19 protein-coding genes and 1 pseudogene are annotated in these 16,308 nt (G+C 41.6%); 1 reads left to right on the top strand and 19 read right to left on the bottom strand.

Annotated features, from left to right (window positions below; all coding sequences use genetic code 11):
- Positions 1–54 precede the first annotated feature (54 nt).
- The 15 genes and pseudogenes from rplN to tgt form a co-directional block, all read right to left on the bottom strand.
- Positions 55–423 carry a 50S ribosomal protein L14 gene (gene rplN, locus EL079_RS08225; RefSeq protein ID WP_003026541.1) on the bottom strand — a complete coding sequence of 123 codons (369 nt, stop codon included), beginning with the start codon at positions 421–423 and terminating at the stop codon, positions 55–57.
- Between the two features lie 25 nt (positions 424–448).
- On the bottom strand, positions 449–709 hold the full coding sequence (gene rpsQ / locus EL079_RS08220) for a 30S ribosomal protein S17 (protein ID WP_003026542.1): 261 nt from the start codon (positions 707–709) through the stop codon (positions 449–451).
- A 27-nt stretch (positions 710–736) separates the two neighbouring features.
- Positions 737–943, bottom strand: a complete 207-nt coding sequence (rpmC, locus tag EL079_RS08215; protein WP_003029476.1) for a 50S ribosomal protein L29 — start codon at positions 941–943, stop codon at positions 737–739.
- A gap of 9 nt (positions 944–952) precedes the next feature.
- The gene (gene rplP / locus EL079_RS08210; RefSeq protein ID WP_003029477.1) at positions 953–1,366 is read right to left on the bottom strand and encodes a 50S ribosomal protein L16; all 414 of its coding nucleotides are present in this window, start codon (positions 1,364–1,366) and stop codon (positions 953–955) included.
- Between the two features lie 3 nt (positions 1,367–1,369).
- Positions 1,370–2,023, bottom strand: coding sequence for a 30S ribosomal protein S3 (gene rpsC / locus EL079_RS08205; RefSeq protein ID WP_003029478.1), 654 nt, complete (start codon positions 2,021–2,023; stop codon positions 1,370–1,372).
- A gap of 12 nt (positions 2,024–2,035) precedes the next feature.
- Entirely contained in the window at positions 2,036–2,380 is a 345-nt protein-coding gene (rplV, locus tag EL079_RS08200) for a 50S ribosomal protein L22 (RefSeq protein ID WP_003031154.1), read from the bottom strand.
- A 14-nt stretch (positions 2,381–2,394) separates the two neighbouring features.
- Entirely contained in the window at positions 2,395–2,673 is a 279-nt protein-coding gene (gene rpsS / locus EL079_RS08195) for a 30S ribosomal protein S19 (RefSeq protein ID WP_000533765.1), read from the bottom strand.
- Between the two features lie 86 nt (positions 2,674–2,759).
- Positions 2,760–3,593, bottom strand: a complete 834-nt coding sequence (gene rplB, locus EL079_RS08190; protein ID WP_003031126.1) for a 50S ribosomal protein L2 — start codon at positions 3,591–3,593, stop codon at positions 2,760–2,762.
- A gap of 17 nt (positions 3,594–3,610) precedes the next feature.
- Positions 3,611–3,907, bottom strand: a complete 297-nt coding sequence (locus EL079_RS08185) for a 50S ribosomal protein L23 (protein WP_003026555.1) — start codon at positions 3,905–3,907, stop codon at positions 3,611–3,613.
- Entirely contained in the window at positions 3,907–4,530 is a 624-nt protein-coding gene (rplD, locus tag EL079_RS08180) for a 50S ribosomal protein L4 (protein ID WP_003031180.1), read from the bottom strand. The genes EL079_RS08185 and rplD overlap by 1 nt, the downstream gene beginning before the upstream one ends.
- Positions 4,531–4,554: 24 nt before the next feature.
- On the bottom strand, positions 4,555–5,181 hold the full coding sequence (gene rplC / locus EL079_RS08175; RefSeq protein WP_003026558.1) for a 50S ribosomal protein L3: 627 nt from the start codon (positions 5,179–5,181) through the stop codon (positions 4,555–4,557).
- A 207-nt stretch (positions 5,182–5,388) separates the two neighbouring features.
- Positions 5,389–5,697, bottom strand: coding sequence for a 30S ribosomal protein S10 (gene rpsJ, locus EL079_RS08170; RefSeq protein WP_002894478.1), 309 nt, complete (start codon positions 5,695–5,697; stop codon positions 5,389–5,391).
- 511 nt (positions 5,698–6,208) lie between these two features.
- Positions 6,209–8,026, bottom strand: a complete 1,818-nt coding sequence (locus tag EL079_RS08165) for an acyltransferase family protein (protein WP_003031173.1) — start codon at positions 8,024–8,026, stop codon at positions 6,209–6,211.
- Positions 8,027–8,195: 169 nt separating this feature from the next.
- Positions 8,196–8,843: pseudogene (locus EL079_RS08160) on the bottom strand (uridine kinase family protein).
- On the bottom strand, positions 8,844–9,986 hold the full coding sequence (gene tgt, locus EL079_RS08155; protein ID WP_003031163.1) for a tRNA guanosine(34) transglycosylase Tgt: 1,143 nt from the start codon (positions 9,984–9,986) through the stop codon (positions 8,844–8,846). It abuts the pseudogene before it with no gap.
- A 178-nt stretch (positions 9,987–10,164) separates the two neighbouring features.
- On the opposite strand from tgt, the gene EL079_RS08150 reads away from it, so the two are divergent.
- Positions 10,165–11,010, top strand: coding sequence for a DUF975 family protein (locus EL079_RS08150; protein WP_003031160.1), 846 nt, complete (start codon positions 10,165–10,167; stop codon positions 11,008–11,010).
- Positions 11,011–11,267: 257 nt separating this feature from the next.
- Here EL079_RS08150 and EL079_RS08145 read toward each other — a convergent pair whose 3' ends face one another.
- The 4 genes from EL079_RS08145 to EL079_RS08125 form a co-directional block, all read right to left on the bottom strand.
- On the bottom strand, positions 11,268–11,762 hold the full coding sequence (locus EL079_RS08145) for a kinase (RefSeq protein ID WP_003031151.1): 495 nt from the start codon (positions 11,760–11,762) through the stop codon (positions 11,268–11,270).
- On the bottom strand, positions 11,763–12,200 hold the full coding sequence (locus EL079_RS08140; RefSeq protein ID WP_003031124.1) for a CoA-binding protein: 438 nt from the start codon (positions 12,198–12,200) through the stop codon (positions 11,763–11,765). It abuts the gene before it with no gap.
- Between the two features lie 132 nt (positions 12,201–12,332).
- Positions 12,333–14,978: a DNA polymerase I gene (polA, locus tag EL079_RS08135; protein ID WP_003031140.1), complete on the bottom strand. Its 2,646-nt coding sequence runs from the start codon at positions 14,976–14,978 to the stop codon at positions 12,333–12,335.
- Positions 14,979–15,276: 298 nt separating this feature from the next.
- Positions 15,277–16,308, bottom strand: a complete 1,032-nt coding sequence (locus EL079_RS08125; RefSeq protein ID WP_003026574.1) for a sensor histidine kinase — start codon at positions 16,306–16,308, stop codon at positions 15,277–15,279.

The following is a 16,308-nucleotide window of genomic DNA, read 5'->3' as shown; positions in this document are numbered from 1 at the left end:
ACGCCCTGACGGGCACCCTATCTATCAAAGATAGGGGACTTAGTTTGTTTTTGATTAAAGTACTTCTGGAGCAAGTGAGACGATCTTCATGAATCCACCTTCACGCAATTCGCGTGCAACTGGACCAAAGATACGTGTCCCGCGAGGTGTTTTATCATCACGGATAATCACTGCAGCATTTTCGTCAAATTTGATGTATGAACCATCTTTGCGACGAGCACCTGATTTAGTACGAACGATAACCGCTTTTACAACGTCACCTTTTTTAACCGCACCACCAGGAGTAGCTTGTTTTACAGATGCAACGATGACATCGCCAATGCTAGCGAATTTACGCTTTGAACCACCAAGAACTTTGATTGTCAAGATTTCGCGGGCACCGCTGTTGTCAGCAACTTTCAAACGAGTTTCTGTTTGAATCATTTAAGTTTTCTCCTTTCTGGTTTGATTAGATGATAACTGCTTCTTCTACAACTTCTACAAGACGGAAGCGTTTTGTAGCTGAAAGCGGACGAGTTTCCATGATACGAACAATATCGCCTTCCTTAGCGATGTTATTTTCATCATGCGCTTTGTATTTTTTAGAGTAGTTAATACGCTTACCATAGACTGGGTGGTTACGTTTTGTTTCAACTACAACTGTGATTGTTTTATCCATCTTGTCAGAAACAACGCGTCCAACAAGCGTTTTACGTTGATTACGTTCCATTTTAGAATTTCTCCTTTCCCAAGTCTATTATTTCATTTCTGATTGAACTGTTTTGATACGAGCGATTTGCTTTTTCACTTCTTTCAAGCGTGCAGTTTGTTCTAATTGACCTGTTGCTGCTTGGAAACGAAGATCAAACAATTCTTTCTTCAATTCTCTTTCACGCTTCGCGAGTTCTTCTTGAGAAAGACCACGAAGTTCTTTAACAAATTCTTTTACTTCATTAAGTTTCATGCCTTCTCCTTATTCAGCTTCACGTTTCACGAATTTTGTTTTAACTGGTAATTTGTGGCTTGCAAGACGAAGCGCTTCACGAGCAACTTCCTCAGGCACACCAGCGATTTCAAACATCACTTTACCACGTTTAACTGGCGCAACCCAACCTTCTGGAGCACCTTTCCCAGATCCCATACGAACCCCGATAGCTTTGGCAGTATATGATTTGTGTGGGAAAATTTTAATCCAAACTTTACCACCACGTTTCATGTAACGTGTCATAGCGATACGAGCAGCTTCGATTTGGCGGTTTGTGATCCAATGGCTAGTAGTCGCTTGAAGACCATATTCTCCAAATGCTACTTCTTTACCACCTTTAGCTTCACCGCGCATTTTACCACGAAATTCGCGACGGTGTTTAACACGTTTAGGTACTAACATTGGTTATTTACCTCCTTTAGTGTTTTTACGAGCTGGAAGAACTTCTCCGCGGTAAATCCATACTTTAACACCAAGTTTACCGTAAGTAGTATCTGCTTCTTCCCAAGCGTAATCAATATCTGCGCGAAGCGTATGAAGCGGAACAGTTCCTTCAGAATACCCTTCACTACGAGCGATATCAGCACCGTTCAAGCGACCAGATACCTGAGTTTTAATTCCTTTAGCTCCTGCACGCATTGTACGTTGGATTGCTTGCTTTTGAGCACGACGGAAAGCAACACGTTGTTCTAATTGGCGAGCAATTCCTTCACCAACAAGATGAGCATCCAAATCTGGTGATTTGATTTCAATGATGTTGATGTGGACTTGTTTACTAGTCAATTTGTTAAGCTTTGCACGAAGTGCATCAACGTTTGCTCCACCTTTACCGATAACCATACCTGGTTTAGCAGTGTGAAGAGAAACGTTTACTTTATTTACTGCGCGTTCGATTTCAATAGTTGAAACAGCTGCATCAGCTAATTCTTTTTGAACGAATTTACGGATTGCAAGATCTTCATGAAGGTAATCCGCGTATTCTTTTTCAGCATACCATTTGGCATCCCAGTCACGGATGATACCGACACGCATACCTATTGGATGTACTTTTTGACCCACGATTTTACCTCCTTATTTTTCTGCAACGACCACTGTGATGTGGCTAGTGCGTTTGTTGATTGGTGAAGCTGAACCTTTTGCACGTGGACGGAAACGTTTCATTGTTGGTCCTTCGTTTGCGTAAGCTTCAGATACTACCAAGTTTGCTTTTTCCAAACCAAAGTTGTTTTCTGCATTAGCGATTGCTGATTTCAACACTTTTTCGATAATGCCAGCAGCTTTGTTTGGTGTGAATTTCAAGATTGCGATTGCGTCAGCGACGTCTTTCCCGCGGATATTGTCAAGAACTAGACGAGATTTACGAGGTGAAACGCGCACTGTACGAGCCATTGCTTTAGCTGAAGTAATTTCTGCCATGTTTTTCTCCTCTCTTATCTACGTGTTTTCTTGTCGTCAGCAGCGTGACCTTTGTAAGTACGAGTTGGTGCAAATTCACCAAGCTTGTGCCCTACCATGTCTTCTTGGATGTAAACAGGAACATGTTTACGCCCATCATAAACTGCAATTGTATATCCGATGAAACTTGGGAAAATCGTTGAACGACGTGACCAAGTTTTGATGACTTTTTTCTTTTCGTCGTTGGCTTGAGCTTCAACTTTTTTCATCAAATGCTCATCGACGAAAGGTCCTTTTTTAAGACTGCGTCCCATTTTTATGTTTTCTCCTTTAAAATATGTACCACAACGGCTTGCACTGACAATCAGCGCTACCGAGCTGGCGGATAGATTGTTTTAGATTATTTCTCGTTGCGACGACGAACGATAAGTTTGTCGGATTTCGCTTTCTTGTTACGAGTTTTAAGTCCAAGAGCAGGTTTGCCCCATGGAGTAGATGGTGCTTTACGACCAACTGGTGCTTTACCTTCACCACCACCGTGTGGGTGATCGTTCGGGTTCATTACAGAACCGCGGACTGTTGGGCGGATGCCTTTCCAACGGCTACGTCCAGCCTTACCAAGGTTAACCAATCCATGTTGTTCATTTCCAACAACACCGACAGTTGCACGGCAAGTTCCAAGAATCATGCGAACTTCGCCTGATTGCAAACGAACAAGAACATATTTGCCTTCTTGACCGAGCACTTGAGCAGAAGCTCCAGCAGCACGTACTAATTCACCACCATGTCCTGGTTTCAATTCAATATTATGAATCAATGTACCAACCGGGATATTAGCAAGTGGAAGAGCATTTCCGACTTTAATATCCGCTTCTGGTCCAGAAACGAGGCGTTGACCGACTTCAAGACCTTTAGGAGCGATGATATAAGCTTTCACACCGTCAGTGTAATGTACAAGAGCGATGTTTGCTGAACGATTTGGATCGTATTCAATTGTTTTAACAACTGCTTCAACACCGTCTTTGTTACGTTTGAAGTCAATCAAACGGTAATGGCGTTTGTGTCCACCACCTTGGTGACGAACAGTGATACGACCGTTGTTGTTACGACCAGCTTTGTTGTTCAAAGAAACAAGCAAAGTTTTTTCTGGAGTGCTCGTTGTGATTTCAGCGAAATCCAAAGAAGTCATATTACGGCGACCATTTGTAGTTGGTTTATAAACTCTGATTCCCACGATATTTCCTCCTTAGATTATTCTGCTTCAGCACCGAACAACTCGATTGCTTTAGAATCAGCTGTAAGAGTGATGATAGCTTTTTTAGTTTTGTTTGTAAAACCAGTATAACGCCCTACACGTTTTGCTTTTGGTTTTACATTGATTGTGTTCACATTTGCAACCTTCACTCCGTCAAAAGCAGCTTCAACCGCTTGTTTGATCAAAAGTTTATGAGCGCGAGTGTCCACTTCAAATACGTATTTGCCTTCTTCAAGAAGAGCCATTGTGCTTTCTGTGATGATAGGCTTTTTGATTACGTCATACAAATTCATTATGCAAGAACCTCCTCGATTGTAGAGATAGCTTCTTTAGTAACAAGAAGTTTGTCGCTATTTACGATATCAAGAACACTTGCAGTTGTTGCTGTTGCAACTTTCACATTTGGAAGGTTACGTGCTGAAAGTGCAGCAAATTCGTTTCCTTCTTCAAGAATTACAAGTACTTTTGAATCAATGCTAAGTGCAGCAAGTACTTTCGCAAACTCAGCAGTCTTTGGAGCTGTAAATGAAAGGCTGTCTACAGCTACGAATTTGTCCTCAGCAACTTTTTCAGAATAAACTGATTTAAGTGCCAATCTACGAACTTTTTGTGGAAGTTTGTAGGCGTATGAACGAGGAGTTGGACCAAATACGGTACCACCACCACGCCATTGTGGAGAGCGGATAGAACCTTGACGCGCACGTCCAGTTCCTTTTTGACGCCATGGTTTGCGTCCGCCACCTGATACTGCAGAGCGATTTTTAACAGCGTGAGTTCCTTGACGAAGGCTTGCACGTTGACTGATAACAACGTCAAAGACAACTGATTCATTTGGCTCAATACCAAATACTGCATCGTTAAGAACTACTTCACCAGCTTCTTTACCAGTTTGGTCAAATAATTTTATGTTTGCCATTGTGACTGATTTCCCCTTTCTTTATTATTTACCAGCTTTAACTGCTGACTTGATAGTGATAAGAGATTTCTTAGCACCAGGCACGTTACCTTTGATGAGGATAACGTTTTTCTCTGGAACAACTTGTGCGATTTCAAGGTTTTGAATTGTTACACGGTTGCCACCCATGCGTCCTGCCAAGTGTTTGTTTTTGAAAACACGGTTAGGCGCAACTGGTCCCATAGAACCAGGACGACGGTGATAACGAGAACCGTGAGCCATTGGACCACGTGATTGACCGTGGCGTTTGATAACACCTTGGAAACCTTTACCTTTTGAAGTTCCTGTTACATCAACAACATCGCCAGCTTCGAATGTATCCACTGTGATTTCTGCACCGACCTCTAAGCCTTCAATGTTTTTGAATTCACGAATGAAGCGCTTAGGAGCCGTGTTAGCTTTCGCTACATGTCCTTTAGCAGGTTTGTTACTCAATACATCACGAAGGTCGTCAAAACCAACTTGAACAGCGTTGTAACCATCTGTTTCAACTGTTTTTACTTGAAGAACCACGTTTGGTGTTGCTTCAACAACAGTTACAGGGATCAATTCGCCAGCTTCAGTGAAGATTTGAGTCATTCCCACTTTTTTCCCTAAGATTCCTTTTGTCATGAGAAAATGTTTCCTTTTCTATAAATTATTCAAAAAGTTTTTAACGAGCGTTTTTTATGCTCAAGATTAAGATATTAAGGGCGTTAAGAGAGCCTGGCAAAAATAGGAAACTGACGCAGTGTTCGACGAACACTAGGAAGTTCATCTTTTTTGCAGAGCTCTTAGCCCGTATCCAGTTAAGCCCGAATACTTTTACCTTGCATCTGATTATAGTTTGATTTCTACGTTCACACCACTTGGAAGATCCAACTTCATCAAAGCATCAACTGTTTTTTGAGTTGGGTTGATGATATCAATCAAACGTTTGTGTGTACGCATTTCAAATTGTTCGCGAGAATCTTTGTATTTGTGAGTCGCACGAATGATTGTGTAGAGGCTACGCTCAGTTGGAAGTGGGATTGGTCCTGCAACTTCTGCACCTGTACGAGTAGCAGTTTCTACGATTTTTGCAGCCGCTGTATCAAGTGTACGGTGTTCGTACGCTTTCAAACGGATACGGATTTTTTTGTTTGCCATCTTTTTCTCCTTTTCGTCTATTTAAGATAATAGGCTAGCTCCACAAGAAAACCGAGACGCCATTGCGTGGCAATGCAACCGAGCGTGTCGCAACCTCTTGCATCAAAGCTACAGACTGTTTTTTCACAGCACCATAATAGAATAACACAAAGATTCACTGATTGCAAGGGATTTGAGCAAGTTTTTTAGTTTTTTATTTGAAAGCGTTCCCCTTTCTTATTGAGCTTTTACTATCTTCTGAAAAAGCAAGAGATTAAATATAGAAATCTTTATTAGTCGTGAGTACCAACACAAAAAAATCAAGTCTCATTTAAAATGAGGCTTGACATTTACAAATCATTTTTTTTAATATGAATAAGTAGAATTGCCTGGTAAGAAGACAAACTACCCCTTCCACGCTTAAAGTCAGTTTGTTTCCTACATGCTTAGTTGAAGGGCTTGCACAGATTTTTAACTACTAGGATAAATCGAATGATCAATACAAACTTGCACTTCCCCATGCACTAAGAATTTACTTGTGCTTTACAGGCCCATCTGCTGCTTTTGTGACAGCCTTTTGAATTTCCTGCGCATAGAGTCGACCACCTGCAGCAATTGTGTCGGCATCTTCTCCAAAGTGGATATGATCACTACCTACCCAGATTTCTGGGTGCTGCTTGGCAGCAGCGTTCCAGTCGGCAATGGTGACATAGGCATATTTCTTGGCCAACTCTCTGGCATATTGCGCATGCTTTTCGGCGACAGGATTGTCATATTTGTCTGAGTTACCATCGTAAGGAGTTACCAGAATAAGCCGGTGTCCCTTCGGTAGGGCCTTGACCAACTCATTCAGTTCTTCTTCGTAGTTAAAGACAATATTAACACCGGTTGCTACCACGACGGTCTTGAGCAAGCCGCCAGCTGCGGCATTATTGCTCATAATTTCGCGAACCTGAGCTGTATTGCGACTGCCTTGAGCATCGACTTGTGCATCCGGCAGGACTTCCTTCAGCGGAGTACTAGCCCGTAAGGTAACGGAGTCACCAATAATCGTCACACCATCTGCAATATTGTAACTACTAGCTTCTCCTTTTTCTGCAAGACTTTTAGTCCGATTTAGCTTGGTGTCAGCCTGATGAAGACCATTGACTAGCATATCTGTCTCAAACGCCCCAATCTTCGGAGCAAGTCCGATAGCCAGCAGGCTGATAAGAAGCAAACCTACGAAACTCATTGCCAAGACCTTTTTCAACTGCGTAAAATGCAAGTCCCAACCGAGAAAAGCAGGAGATTTCCCAGCAATGATTGGCTCAATAACATAAAAGGACAGTCCAGCAAAAGCAAGAGAAAGAAGACTTGTTAAAATCACCGCAGGCAGATTGCCCATCAGCTGTGAAAAAATCGTGTAGAAAGGCCAATGGAAAAGATAGACTCCATAACTCGTATCAGCAATCACTGTCAAAACTAGCGGTTCTTTTAGGTCGAGAGTCTTCTCATGCAAGACCCGTGTAGCCAATATCATAGCCGCCGCTGACAAACTAGCCAAAAGAAAACCAAGCAAATAGGTAAAAAGCGAATCAAACTTGATCCAAAGCATCATCACGCCTAAGAGACCCGCTCCCGCCGCAAAGACCAGACAAGCCTCTCGCAAAGACCATGAGCGAATTATTTTCTTTAACAGGCCTGTCATCTGTTTGATACCGGTCAAGGTCGCTAGGATACTGCCGACAAAGAAAGGATAAATGTGAGTCCAGGTCGAGAAATAAAGCCCCGAAAAACTGAGTCCTAAAAGGCTGCCAATAAACATACTGAGAAAGCTGATAAGCAAACCAAACGAAGACAGCAAAAAGATACTGCCCCTCAGCTGACCGGCTGTTTTGCAATATTTGGCTAGGAACCAGACAGCCAGTCCCCAAAGTAGATAATAATGAACCTCTACAGCCAGACTCCAGTTATGGACAAATAAATGTGGAATAAACTGAGCCTCGTAGCTTCCACCCGTCATCATTTCGTAAAAGTTAGTCACAAAGCCCATGACTGCTGCAATCTGCGTTCCAATACCGGCTACAAAATCCCGCCGAATCAAAAAGGTAAAGGGCATGACCACCAATACCATGACGATGACAGGGGGAACAATCCGATAAAAACGCCGTCGAAAGAAGGCTAGAAGCTCTATTTTTTTACTCTGAGAAAACTCATCAATCAAGAGCGCTGTAATCAGAAAACCTGAAAAGGTGAAAAAGACATCAACACCGAGAAATCCCCCAGGAAATAATTTTTGAAAAAAGTGATACAAGAGAACCAGCAATAAGCCTGTCACTCGAACCATTGAAAACCATTTGATACGCATAGTTCTCCTAAATCCTTTTCACTACTGATACAGACCGACCAACTCCCGCAAGCCTACATCACTGCTGAGTCAAGCAAGCCAAAAATTCTGTTAATTGCTGCATTTAGCAACGTTGCTATAAAATCTATTTTACCAAAAAATAAGCCAAAAAAACAAAAGACTTGGAATTTTATTTTCCAAGTCCATTGCTTATTTTATCTATTCCAAAGCCCTCTTCAGTCTGGCTGATGAGAAAATCAGCCTCTTCCTGATACATTTTATAGTAGTGTTCATATTGCTGGCGGCGGCTGGTGTGCGCTTGCCGAATCCAGTGCACATCGCGACCTCGAACGGCTGTATCTCGAGCCAAGCGGCGCTCTAATTCCGTCGCTGTATCGGTGTAAAAACAAATGGACAAATCAAACAATTCTTTCGGCAGAAAAGCAACTGACATGCCTTCCACAATTAGAATTGGTTTTTCCGCTGAAAGTCGCTGACTTGGTGCCCAAGGCTAGTCAATCGTCACTATATCGCAGCCAGATTGCAAAGCTCTTATATCACGTTCCAAGCTCTTCAATTCATGAGCCACTGGAAGACAGGCTGTCACTTTTTGCTCAGGAAATTCTTTAACCGCCAGCAAGTCACGATATTCCCCGTCTATTATATAAGGATCAGCCACAAGCAGATTAACTCGCTCTCGCCCCAGACTTTCTACTAAACGTTTGGCAAAAGTAGATTTTCCAGAAGCACCGTGTCCGTAAATCGCAAGCGTATGTTTTTTCCCATCCAGCAAATAATTCTTGACTACTTCTACTAACGACTTCTCACCGTGATTCATCTAGAAATTCCTCTTTGAATGATTGTAGCCATAGCGCTCGATGAAATCTTCACGAAATTCAAGCAAATTGTCATCTAGAATGGCTTGGCGGACATTTTTCATCAGATTGATGAGGAAATAGAGATTATGATAGCTGGTTAGACGGAGTCCAAAGGTTTCATCGGCCTTAAGTAAATGACGAAGATAAGCACGCGTATAGTTTTTGCAGGTGTAGCAATCACAGTTATGATCCAGCGGTGTGAAATCCTCTGCAAATTGAGCATTTTTTACGACCAAACGCCCCTCACTGGTCATGCAGGTACCATTTCTGGCAATCCGAGTTGGCAGGACGCAATCAAACATATCAACGCCCCGAATCACACCGTCTATCAAGCTGTCTGGCGCTCCCACTCCCATGAGGTAGCGGGGCTTGTTTTCAGGTAACATCTGTGTTGTAAAGTCCAATACTGCATTCATCTCTTCATGAGATTCACCCACAGCTAGTCCACCAATGGAATATCCTGGAAAATCCATACTAACCAAATCATGGGCTGACTGGCGGCGCAAATCTTCAAAACCAGCACCCTGCACAATCCCAAAGAGACCCTGGTCATGCGGACGGCGATGCGCTTTGAGTCCACGCTCTGCCCAGCGGCTGGTCCGCTCAATGGATTTCTTGACATAATCGTACGGTTGATAGAACTGCGGGCATTCATCAAAGGACATCATGATGTCACTGCCTAGATTGTTTTGAATAGAAATGGCCTTTTCTGGGGAGAGAAACATTTTTGCGCCGTTCAGGTGATTCTTGAAGGTCACCCCTTCTTCGGTGATGTTACGGCTGTCTGCCAAGGAATAAACTTGAAAACCACCGCTGTCTGTCAGAATAGCCTGATCCCAGTTCATAAATTTATGAAGTCCACCAGCACGCGCAATCAGCTCATCACCCGGCCGCAACCAGAGATGGTAGGTATTGGATAAAATAATCCCTGAACCCATTTCTTTGAGTTCTTCTGGCGACTGGGTCTTGACGGTCGCCTGGGTTCCAACCGGCATAAACATGGGAGTTGGAAAAGTGCCATGCGGCGTGATAATTTTTCCCAAACGAGCACCTGTATGCTTCTCTTTTTTAATCAAACGATATTGAATCGGTGAATCTGACATTTTTACCTCCGATACTGGGAAAAACAGTCCCAGACCTTCATTTTACAGTGTGTGAATTCATTTGACTCACAACATCCTGTATGATTTTATCAAAAAAAGGAAGAAAGATAAAGTAGATAAAAACTTTTCTTTCTCTTAGAAGAATATGGTATAATATTTTTCAATATAGGAGGCAAATATGAACTTAAGTGAATTGCGAGCAGAAGCTCGTCGTATCCAACGCCAAACCAAGGGAATCTACGCACTCTTTTTAGTGCCAATTGTGACTGCGATTGTTTCCGCTGTTTACAATTATTCTTCAGACACCTTGTCCAATAATATCTTACAATATGGCATCCAAAATACGGTTGTCCACGGGATCAATCGCTCATTGTTCCCAGTAGCGATTAGTTTTATCGTATCTTTCTTTTTAACTGCTGCCTTTTGGACCTTACTGGAAGTCATTCGTGGAAAACGACAAGAGGTGCATTTTTCAGATTCCATTCGGACTTTTGACAGTAAAATAATCGGTCCTGTTTTCATGACGCTTTTGCTCAAACGCGTATTGCTATTTCTGTGGAATATTTTCGTCTGGATTGGGAGCGGCATGATGATTCTTGCTAGTTTTAGTATCATTAAACTCCTCCCCAATTCTCAAGATATCTCACAAAATACTGCACTTCAAACAACTGTTGGGACATTGTTACTTTATATTCTCATCGGTTTTATTTTGATGGTAATCGGTATTATTATTGCACTTCCTCAATATTACGCTTATTCGCAAGTAGAATTTATTCTTTGTGACACATTAGAAAACCAGAGCTATGAGAGCGCCTTTAAAATTATTCGTACAAGCCGCCAGATGATGAAAGGATATAAAGGCAAGCGATTTGTACTTGATTTAAGTTTTATTGGCTGGTACTTGCTAACTGCTATTACTTTGGGGATCGCATCTATTTATGTCTATCCCTACGTTTATACAGCTCAAACTCTTTTCTATGAAGCTGTGCTAAAGGAACAAGATCAGACTCCAATTTTTTATTAATTTCTTGCATGAAACAATTGGCAATCCAACAAAAGACTTGAACGAACTGTTCAGGTCTTTTGAGTTGTATCCATTTTTCGTAAAGTGATTCAGCTAAAGTGTCATATTGCAAACTTTATATGAAAAAAGCCACCAATGGGTGACTTTTATTAGGGAGATTATTATGAAAAAGTTTAGGATTTCTATCAAATAAAGTTAGGAGGTCTTCATTTGATAAACATAGTATAACCAAGTTAGCTTAAATCAACCTTAATTTTTTATAACAAATTGATATTTTTTGAAATTTTTTGAAAAGCATCTTCCAGCGAAACCTGATCTGTAAATATCGCTTCCTCCCAACCCAAAAAATCACATTCTTTCCACCAACGTTTCATATCAGCTGGACTAAAGTCTGCTTTCTTGTTCCTCGTTTGGTGACGGCGAACTGTCTCTTCAAACGTTAAATCATAATAGTAAGACAGAACTTTTGGATAAAAGAGAGTATGCAATTTTTCTAGCATTTGCCCATAAATATCTGTTTCATAAAAACCTTCAACGATAACCAACAAATCTCGCTCATAGCCATAGCGGGCGATCGTTTCTGTCAAAGAGATTGATAGATTGCTCGGCTTGACCTTTTCTTTCAGCATATCACGACGCACGATATCTTGTGAGATGAGCAGCGTCTTTCGACCATAGTATTCTTGCAATTTCTTTGCCAGACTCGTTTTTCCTGAACCAGAATTACCTCTGATAATCACCAATGTTGCCATTTATTCTCCAAAAATTAGACGGGTGTGCTCCTGCTTGATACAGCGGTTCATGACAATATCATCGTGCCCAGCTGCACGAAGGATTTGCTCGGCTTCTTCATTTTCCAAGCCTAATTGTGCCCAGAAAATCTTAGCATTCACTTGCAGAAAATCACGCGCCACATCTGGCAAAAACTCACTGCGACGGTAGACATCAACAATATCCACCGAAAAAGGAATGCCCTTGAGACTGGCATAGACGGTTTCTCCTAAAATCTGACCGCCGGCTGCTCGCGGATTGACCGGAATAATCCGATAGCCCCGTTCTTGCATCTCCTTGGATACACGGTGGCTGGTTGCCTCTTCGCGATCTGACAAACCAACAACTGCAATCGTCTTACTATTTTCTAAATAATGCTTGACAATCCCGTCGCTGGGATTTTTGAAATGATAGGTCATAAAATTTTCTCCGTAATTTTTATGTATTGTGAGTCATGCTGATCCTTTTGAATCCGAAAAACAGCTATAAACACTAAGAAGCTAAACGACGCAAGAACTTCTCGCTGTCCTTATGAACTTAGCACCTTGCTTTTATTTGGCTTCATACCAGGTCTTGCCTGCGCTTTCGTCCGCTTTCAAGGGAACAGAAAGTTCAATGGCAGATTCCATGATGTCTTTGACCAACGTTTTGATAGCGGTCAGTTCGTTTTCGGGTACTTCCAACACAATTTCGTCATGAACTTGCAATAGCATTCTGGTTTTAAAATTCCCATCTGTCAGAGCTTGATCCAGTCGAATCATAGCAATTTTGAGAATATCAGCTGCACTGCCCTGAATAGGCGAATTGATTGCTGTTCGTTCTGCAAATCCTCGGACATTGAAGTTACGAGAATTGATATCTGGGATCTCCCGACGACGGTGAAAGAGAGTTTCTACATAGCCCTTGTCTCGTGCCTCTCGCACCACATTTTCCATATAGGCCTTGATACCCGGATAGCGCTCAAAATAAGTATCAATATAGGACTTCGCTTCCTTACGACTAATGCCCAGATTGTTGGCAAGTCCAAAGTCAGAAATTCCGTAAACAACACCAAAGTTAACAGCTTTGGCATTGCGGCGGTCATTTGGTGTCACATCTTCTGGCTTTTCAATACCAAAAACCCGCATAGCTGTCGAAGTGTGAATATCAGCTCCATGTCTGAATGCTTCAATTAAATGTTCATCACCCGAAATATGCGCCAAAACCCGCAGCTCAATTTGTGAGTAGTCGGAACTGAGCAAGACACTATCCTTCCACTCCGGCACAAAAGCTTTCCGAATTAAGCGTCCTTGCTCCAAACGAATTGGAATATTTTGCAGATTGGGATCCACACTAGATAGTCTTCCTGTCTGGGTCAAATCTTGAAGATAGCGAGTATGAATCTTTCCGTCTGCTAAAATCCAATCCTGTAGCCCCATAACATAGGTTGATTGAATTTTAGCAATTTGCCGATAGTCCAAAATCTTCTCCACAATCGGTGCAATCGGTGCCAAACGTTCCAATACATCTACTGCCGTAGAGTAGCCCGTTTTGGTTTTCTTAGTAAAAGACGTTGGCAAACCTAGTTTTTCAAAGAGAATGCCCCCCAACTGTTTAGGAGAATTAATGTTAAACTCCTCACCAGCAAGCTCATAGATTTCCTGAGTTAGCCGAGTCAGAATTCTCTCATTTTCAGCCTGCATGGTTTGCAATGTTTCGCGCTCTACTTTGATACCAGCAATCTCCATTTTAGCCAGCACAAAGGCTAAAGGTTGCTCCATTTCGTACAGCAGGTTAAGTTGGTCATGCTGGCGCAGCAAGTCTGTCATAGGCTTTTCCGTTTCAATGAGAACTGTGACTTTTCTGGCTAAATGGCTCAATAAAATAGCTTTTTCAGGCAGTGCCCGCTTAGCGCCTTTCCCATAAACCGCCTTATCTTCGGCGAGTTTGGTCTTGCCATAAAGACCAGCAATTGTTGCGATTTCATTGTTGTCAACAGTTGAAAGAAGATACTTAGCTAAACGACTGTCAAACGCTGGTTGCGAAAGCTCAATGCCTAAGCGACTGAGCAAGACTTTAGAGCGTTTAAAGTCATAAACCTTCAAGGCTGTATTTTCCAGAAATTCTTTGAAAACCGGCTGCTGCAAAAGACTGATGTCCTGACTGGCATAAATCTGCTGTGAATTTCCCCAAGCAAAGCCAACCATCTCGTCTATGTGGTAATTGTCCCCCAACATTTCAAAGTAGAAAAAATCATCTTTACTGAGCATTTCTGGACGGACTTTCGTCACTTCCTCAAAAGCAATGTCGGCCGCCTCTTCTGGCTCTACTTCCGCTTCCAGCGCTTGCTTAAATTGTTTAAAGCCCATTTCATCATAGAATCTGCTTAATTGTTTGATATTCGGACCTTGATAGAGGATATCTTCCAAACCGATTTCGATGGGAGCTTGGGTATCAATGGTAACAAGTGTTCTAGACAAGAAAGCAATGTCCTTGTCATTGATGAGATTTTCCTTCATCTTAGACTGCTTCATTTGGTCAATGTTGTCATAAATGCCTTCCAGAGAGCCGTATTCCAAGAGAAGCTTGAGTCCCGTTTTCTCACCGATTTTCGTCACACCAGGGATATTGTCCGAAGAATCACCCATAAGAGCTTTGAGATCAATGAACTGGGCTGGTGTAATTCCCATTTTTTCCATTAGATAGGCTGGTGTAAATTCCTCAAATTCTGCCACACCTTTTTTAGAAATTTCCACAATAGTATTATCATCGGTCAGCTGGATTAGATCCTTATCTCCGCTCACGATCGTCACATCGTAGGGTACAGGCGTGTTTTCAGCCATTTTATCCAGAGTTCCAATAATATCATCAGCTTCATACTGATCCAAGTCGTAATAGCGAATACCTAACTTATCCAGCATTTCTCGGATAAAAGGAAGCTGCTCACGAAATTCCTCCGGCGTTTTAGCCCGACCACCTTTGTAATCAGCATACATCTCTGTCCGAAAGGTGGTCTTCCCCGCATCAAATGCCACCAAGATATGAGTCGGCTGCACCCGCTCCATTAAATGATTGAGCATAAGGTGAAAGCCATAAATAGCATTGGTATGAAGTCCGGACGGACTCTTGAATCGATCAATTTGATTGTAAAGTGCGAAAAAAGCACGATAAGCTACAGAAGATCCATCAATTAACAGTAATTTATTCTTATTTTCCATATTATTTATTATACCATGAAACCAAAGAAATTTTCTGATTAAGAATAATAGCAATATCTAAAAAGCCTAAGAGAATTTTCTTAAGCCTTTATACTATTTTGATACAATAACTTCTCCAAATGCTTGATAGCATCTGCAAAGTGATCCACTACATACGTCGCCGCTTTTTGGATATTCTTCGGAGCATATGCCATGCAGTAGGAAATATCGGATTTTTCAAAGACTGCAAACTAACTAATAAAAATAAAGAATGAGATAACCCGAAATGTTCATTTTTCTAGTCTATCTCACTTTCATTTTATAAATCTAATACAAGCGAAAAACTGCTACCTTGTCCATACTCACTTTGCACGAAAATATCACCACCCAATTGGCGTGCCAATTCACGTGCAATATAGAGCCCTAGACCGTGCCCGCCAGTTTTCATATTGCGAGAAGATTCTACCCGATAAAGTCGTTTAAATATTTTCTCCAAATCCTCTGACTTAATGCCCTGACCTTCATCTGCCACCGTTAAAGTCAAGCGCTTATTGTCAACCGCCGCATCAATAGTAAGCTTAGTGCCTGCTTCTGAATACTTAAAAGCATTGCTGACAAGATTGAGAATAATCCGTGAGAGTTTATCATAGTTGCTGATAATTTTTGCTGATTCTGGCTGCACTGAAATCTGAATATCTCGGTCTTCTTTATCAATCACCAATTGGAACTCCGACATAATATCAATCAAGAGCTTATCAAGGAAAATCTCTTCTTTTTCAAGCGGTACATCTGGCTGATTCATCGTATTCAGAGTGATAAAACTTAGCTCCTCGACCAGCTTATTCAACCGATCGGTCTGCCGACTGATGGTTTTGAGATAATACTGCTGCTCATCTGCCGCAATCACACCGTCTAGCATTCCTTCAACAGTTGCTTGAATAGATGTCAAAGGCGTTTTAATATCATGTGAAAGCTGAGCAATCATCAAGCCTTTTTCTTTTTCACTTTCTTCTAAAGAGGCAAATGTGTTTTGCAAATCAGTAGACATTTCATTAAAAGCATCTGCTAATTCTTTAAATTCTGTTGGATTTTTAATTGTATTGACCGTTTCAAACTTCTTGTCAGAGATTCCTTTTATGAGTTGTTTTAATTTATCCAAAGAGAGAAAGACACGACTCAACAGCAAAAGGCTAACCAATGCCCCTGTAATACTAGCCAGAATGCTAATACCAATAATAAAATAAATATCACTTTTTGAAATCAGCATGGTGTTGACAGACCAGATGATTGCAACAACCGTGATAGTTGTGGAAATGAGGTATCCCACAATAATAAAGTGCTTTAATTTCAT

Origin of the sequence: Streptococcus anginosus, from assembly GCF_900636475.1 — a bacterium.
Classification (GTDB): domain Bacteria; phylum Bacillota; class Bacilli; order Lactobacillales; family Streptococcaceae; genus Streptococcus; species Streptococcus anginosus.
Note: the sequence above shows the minus strand (reverse complement) of the source record. Positions and strands in the feature narration are given on the sequence as shown.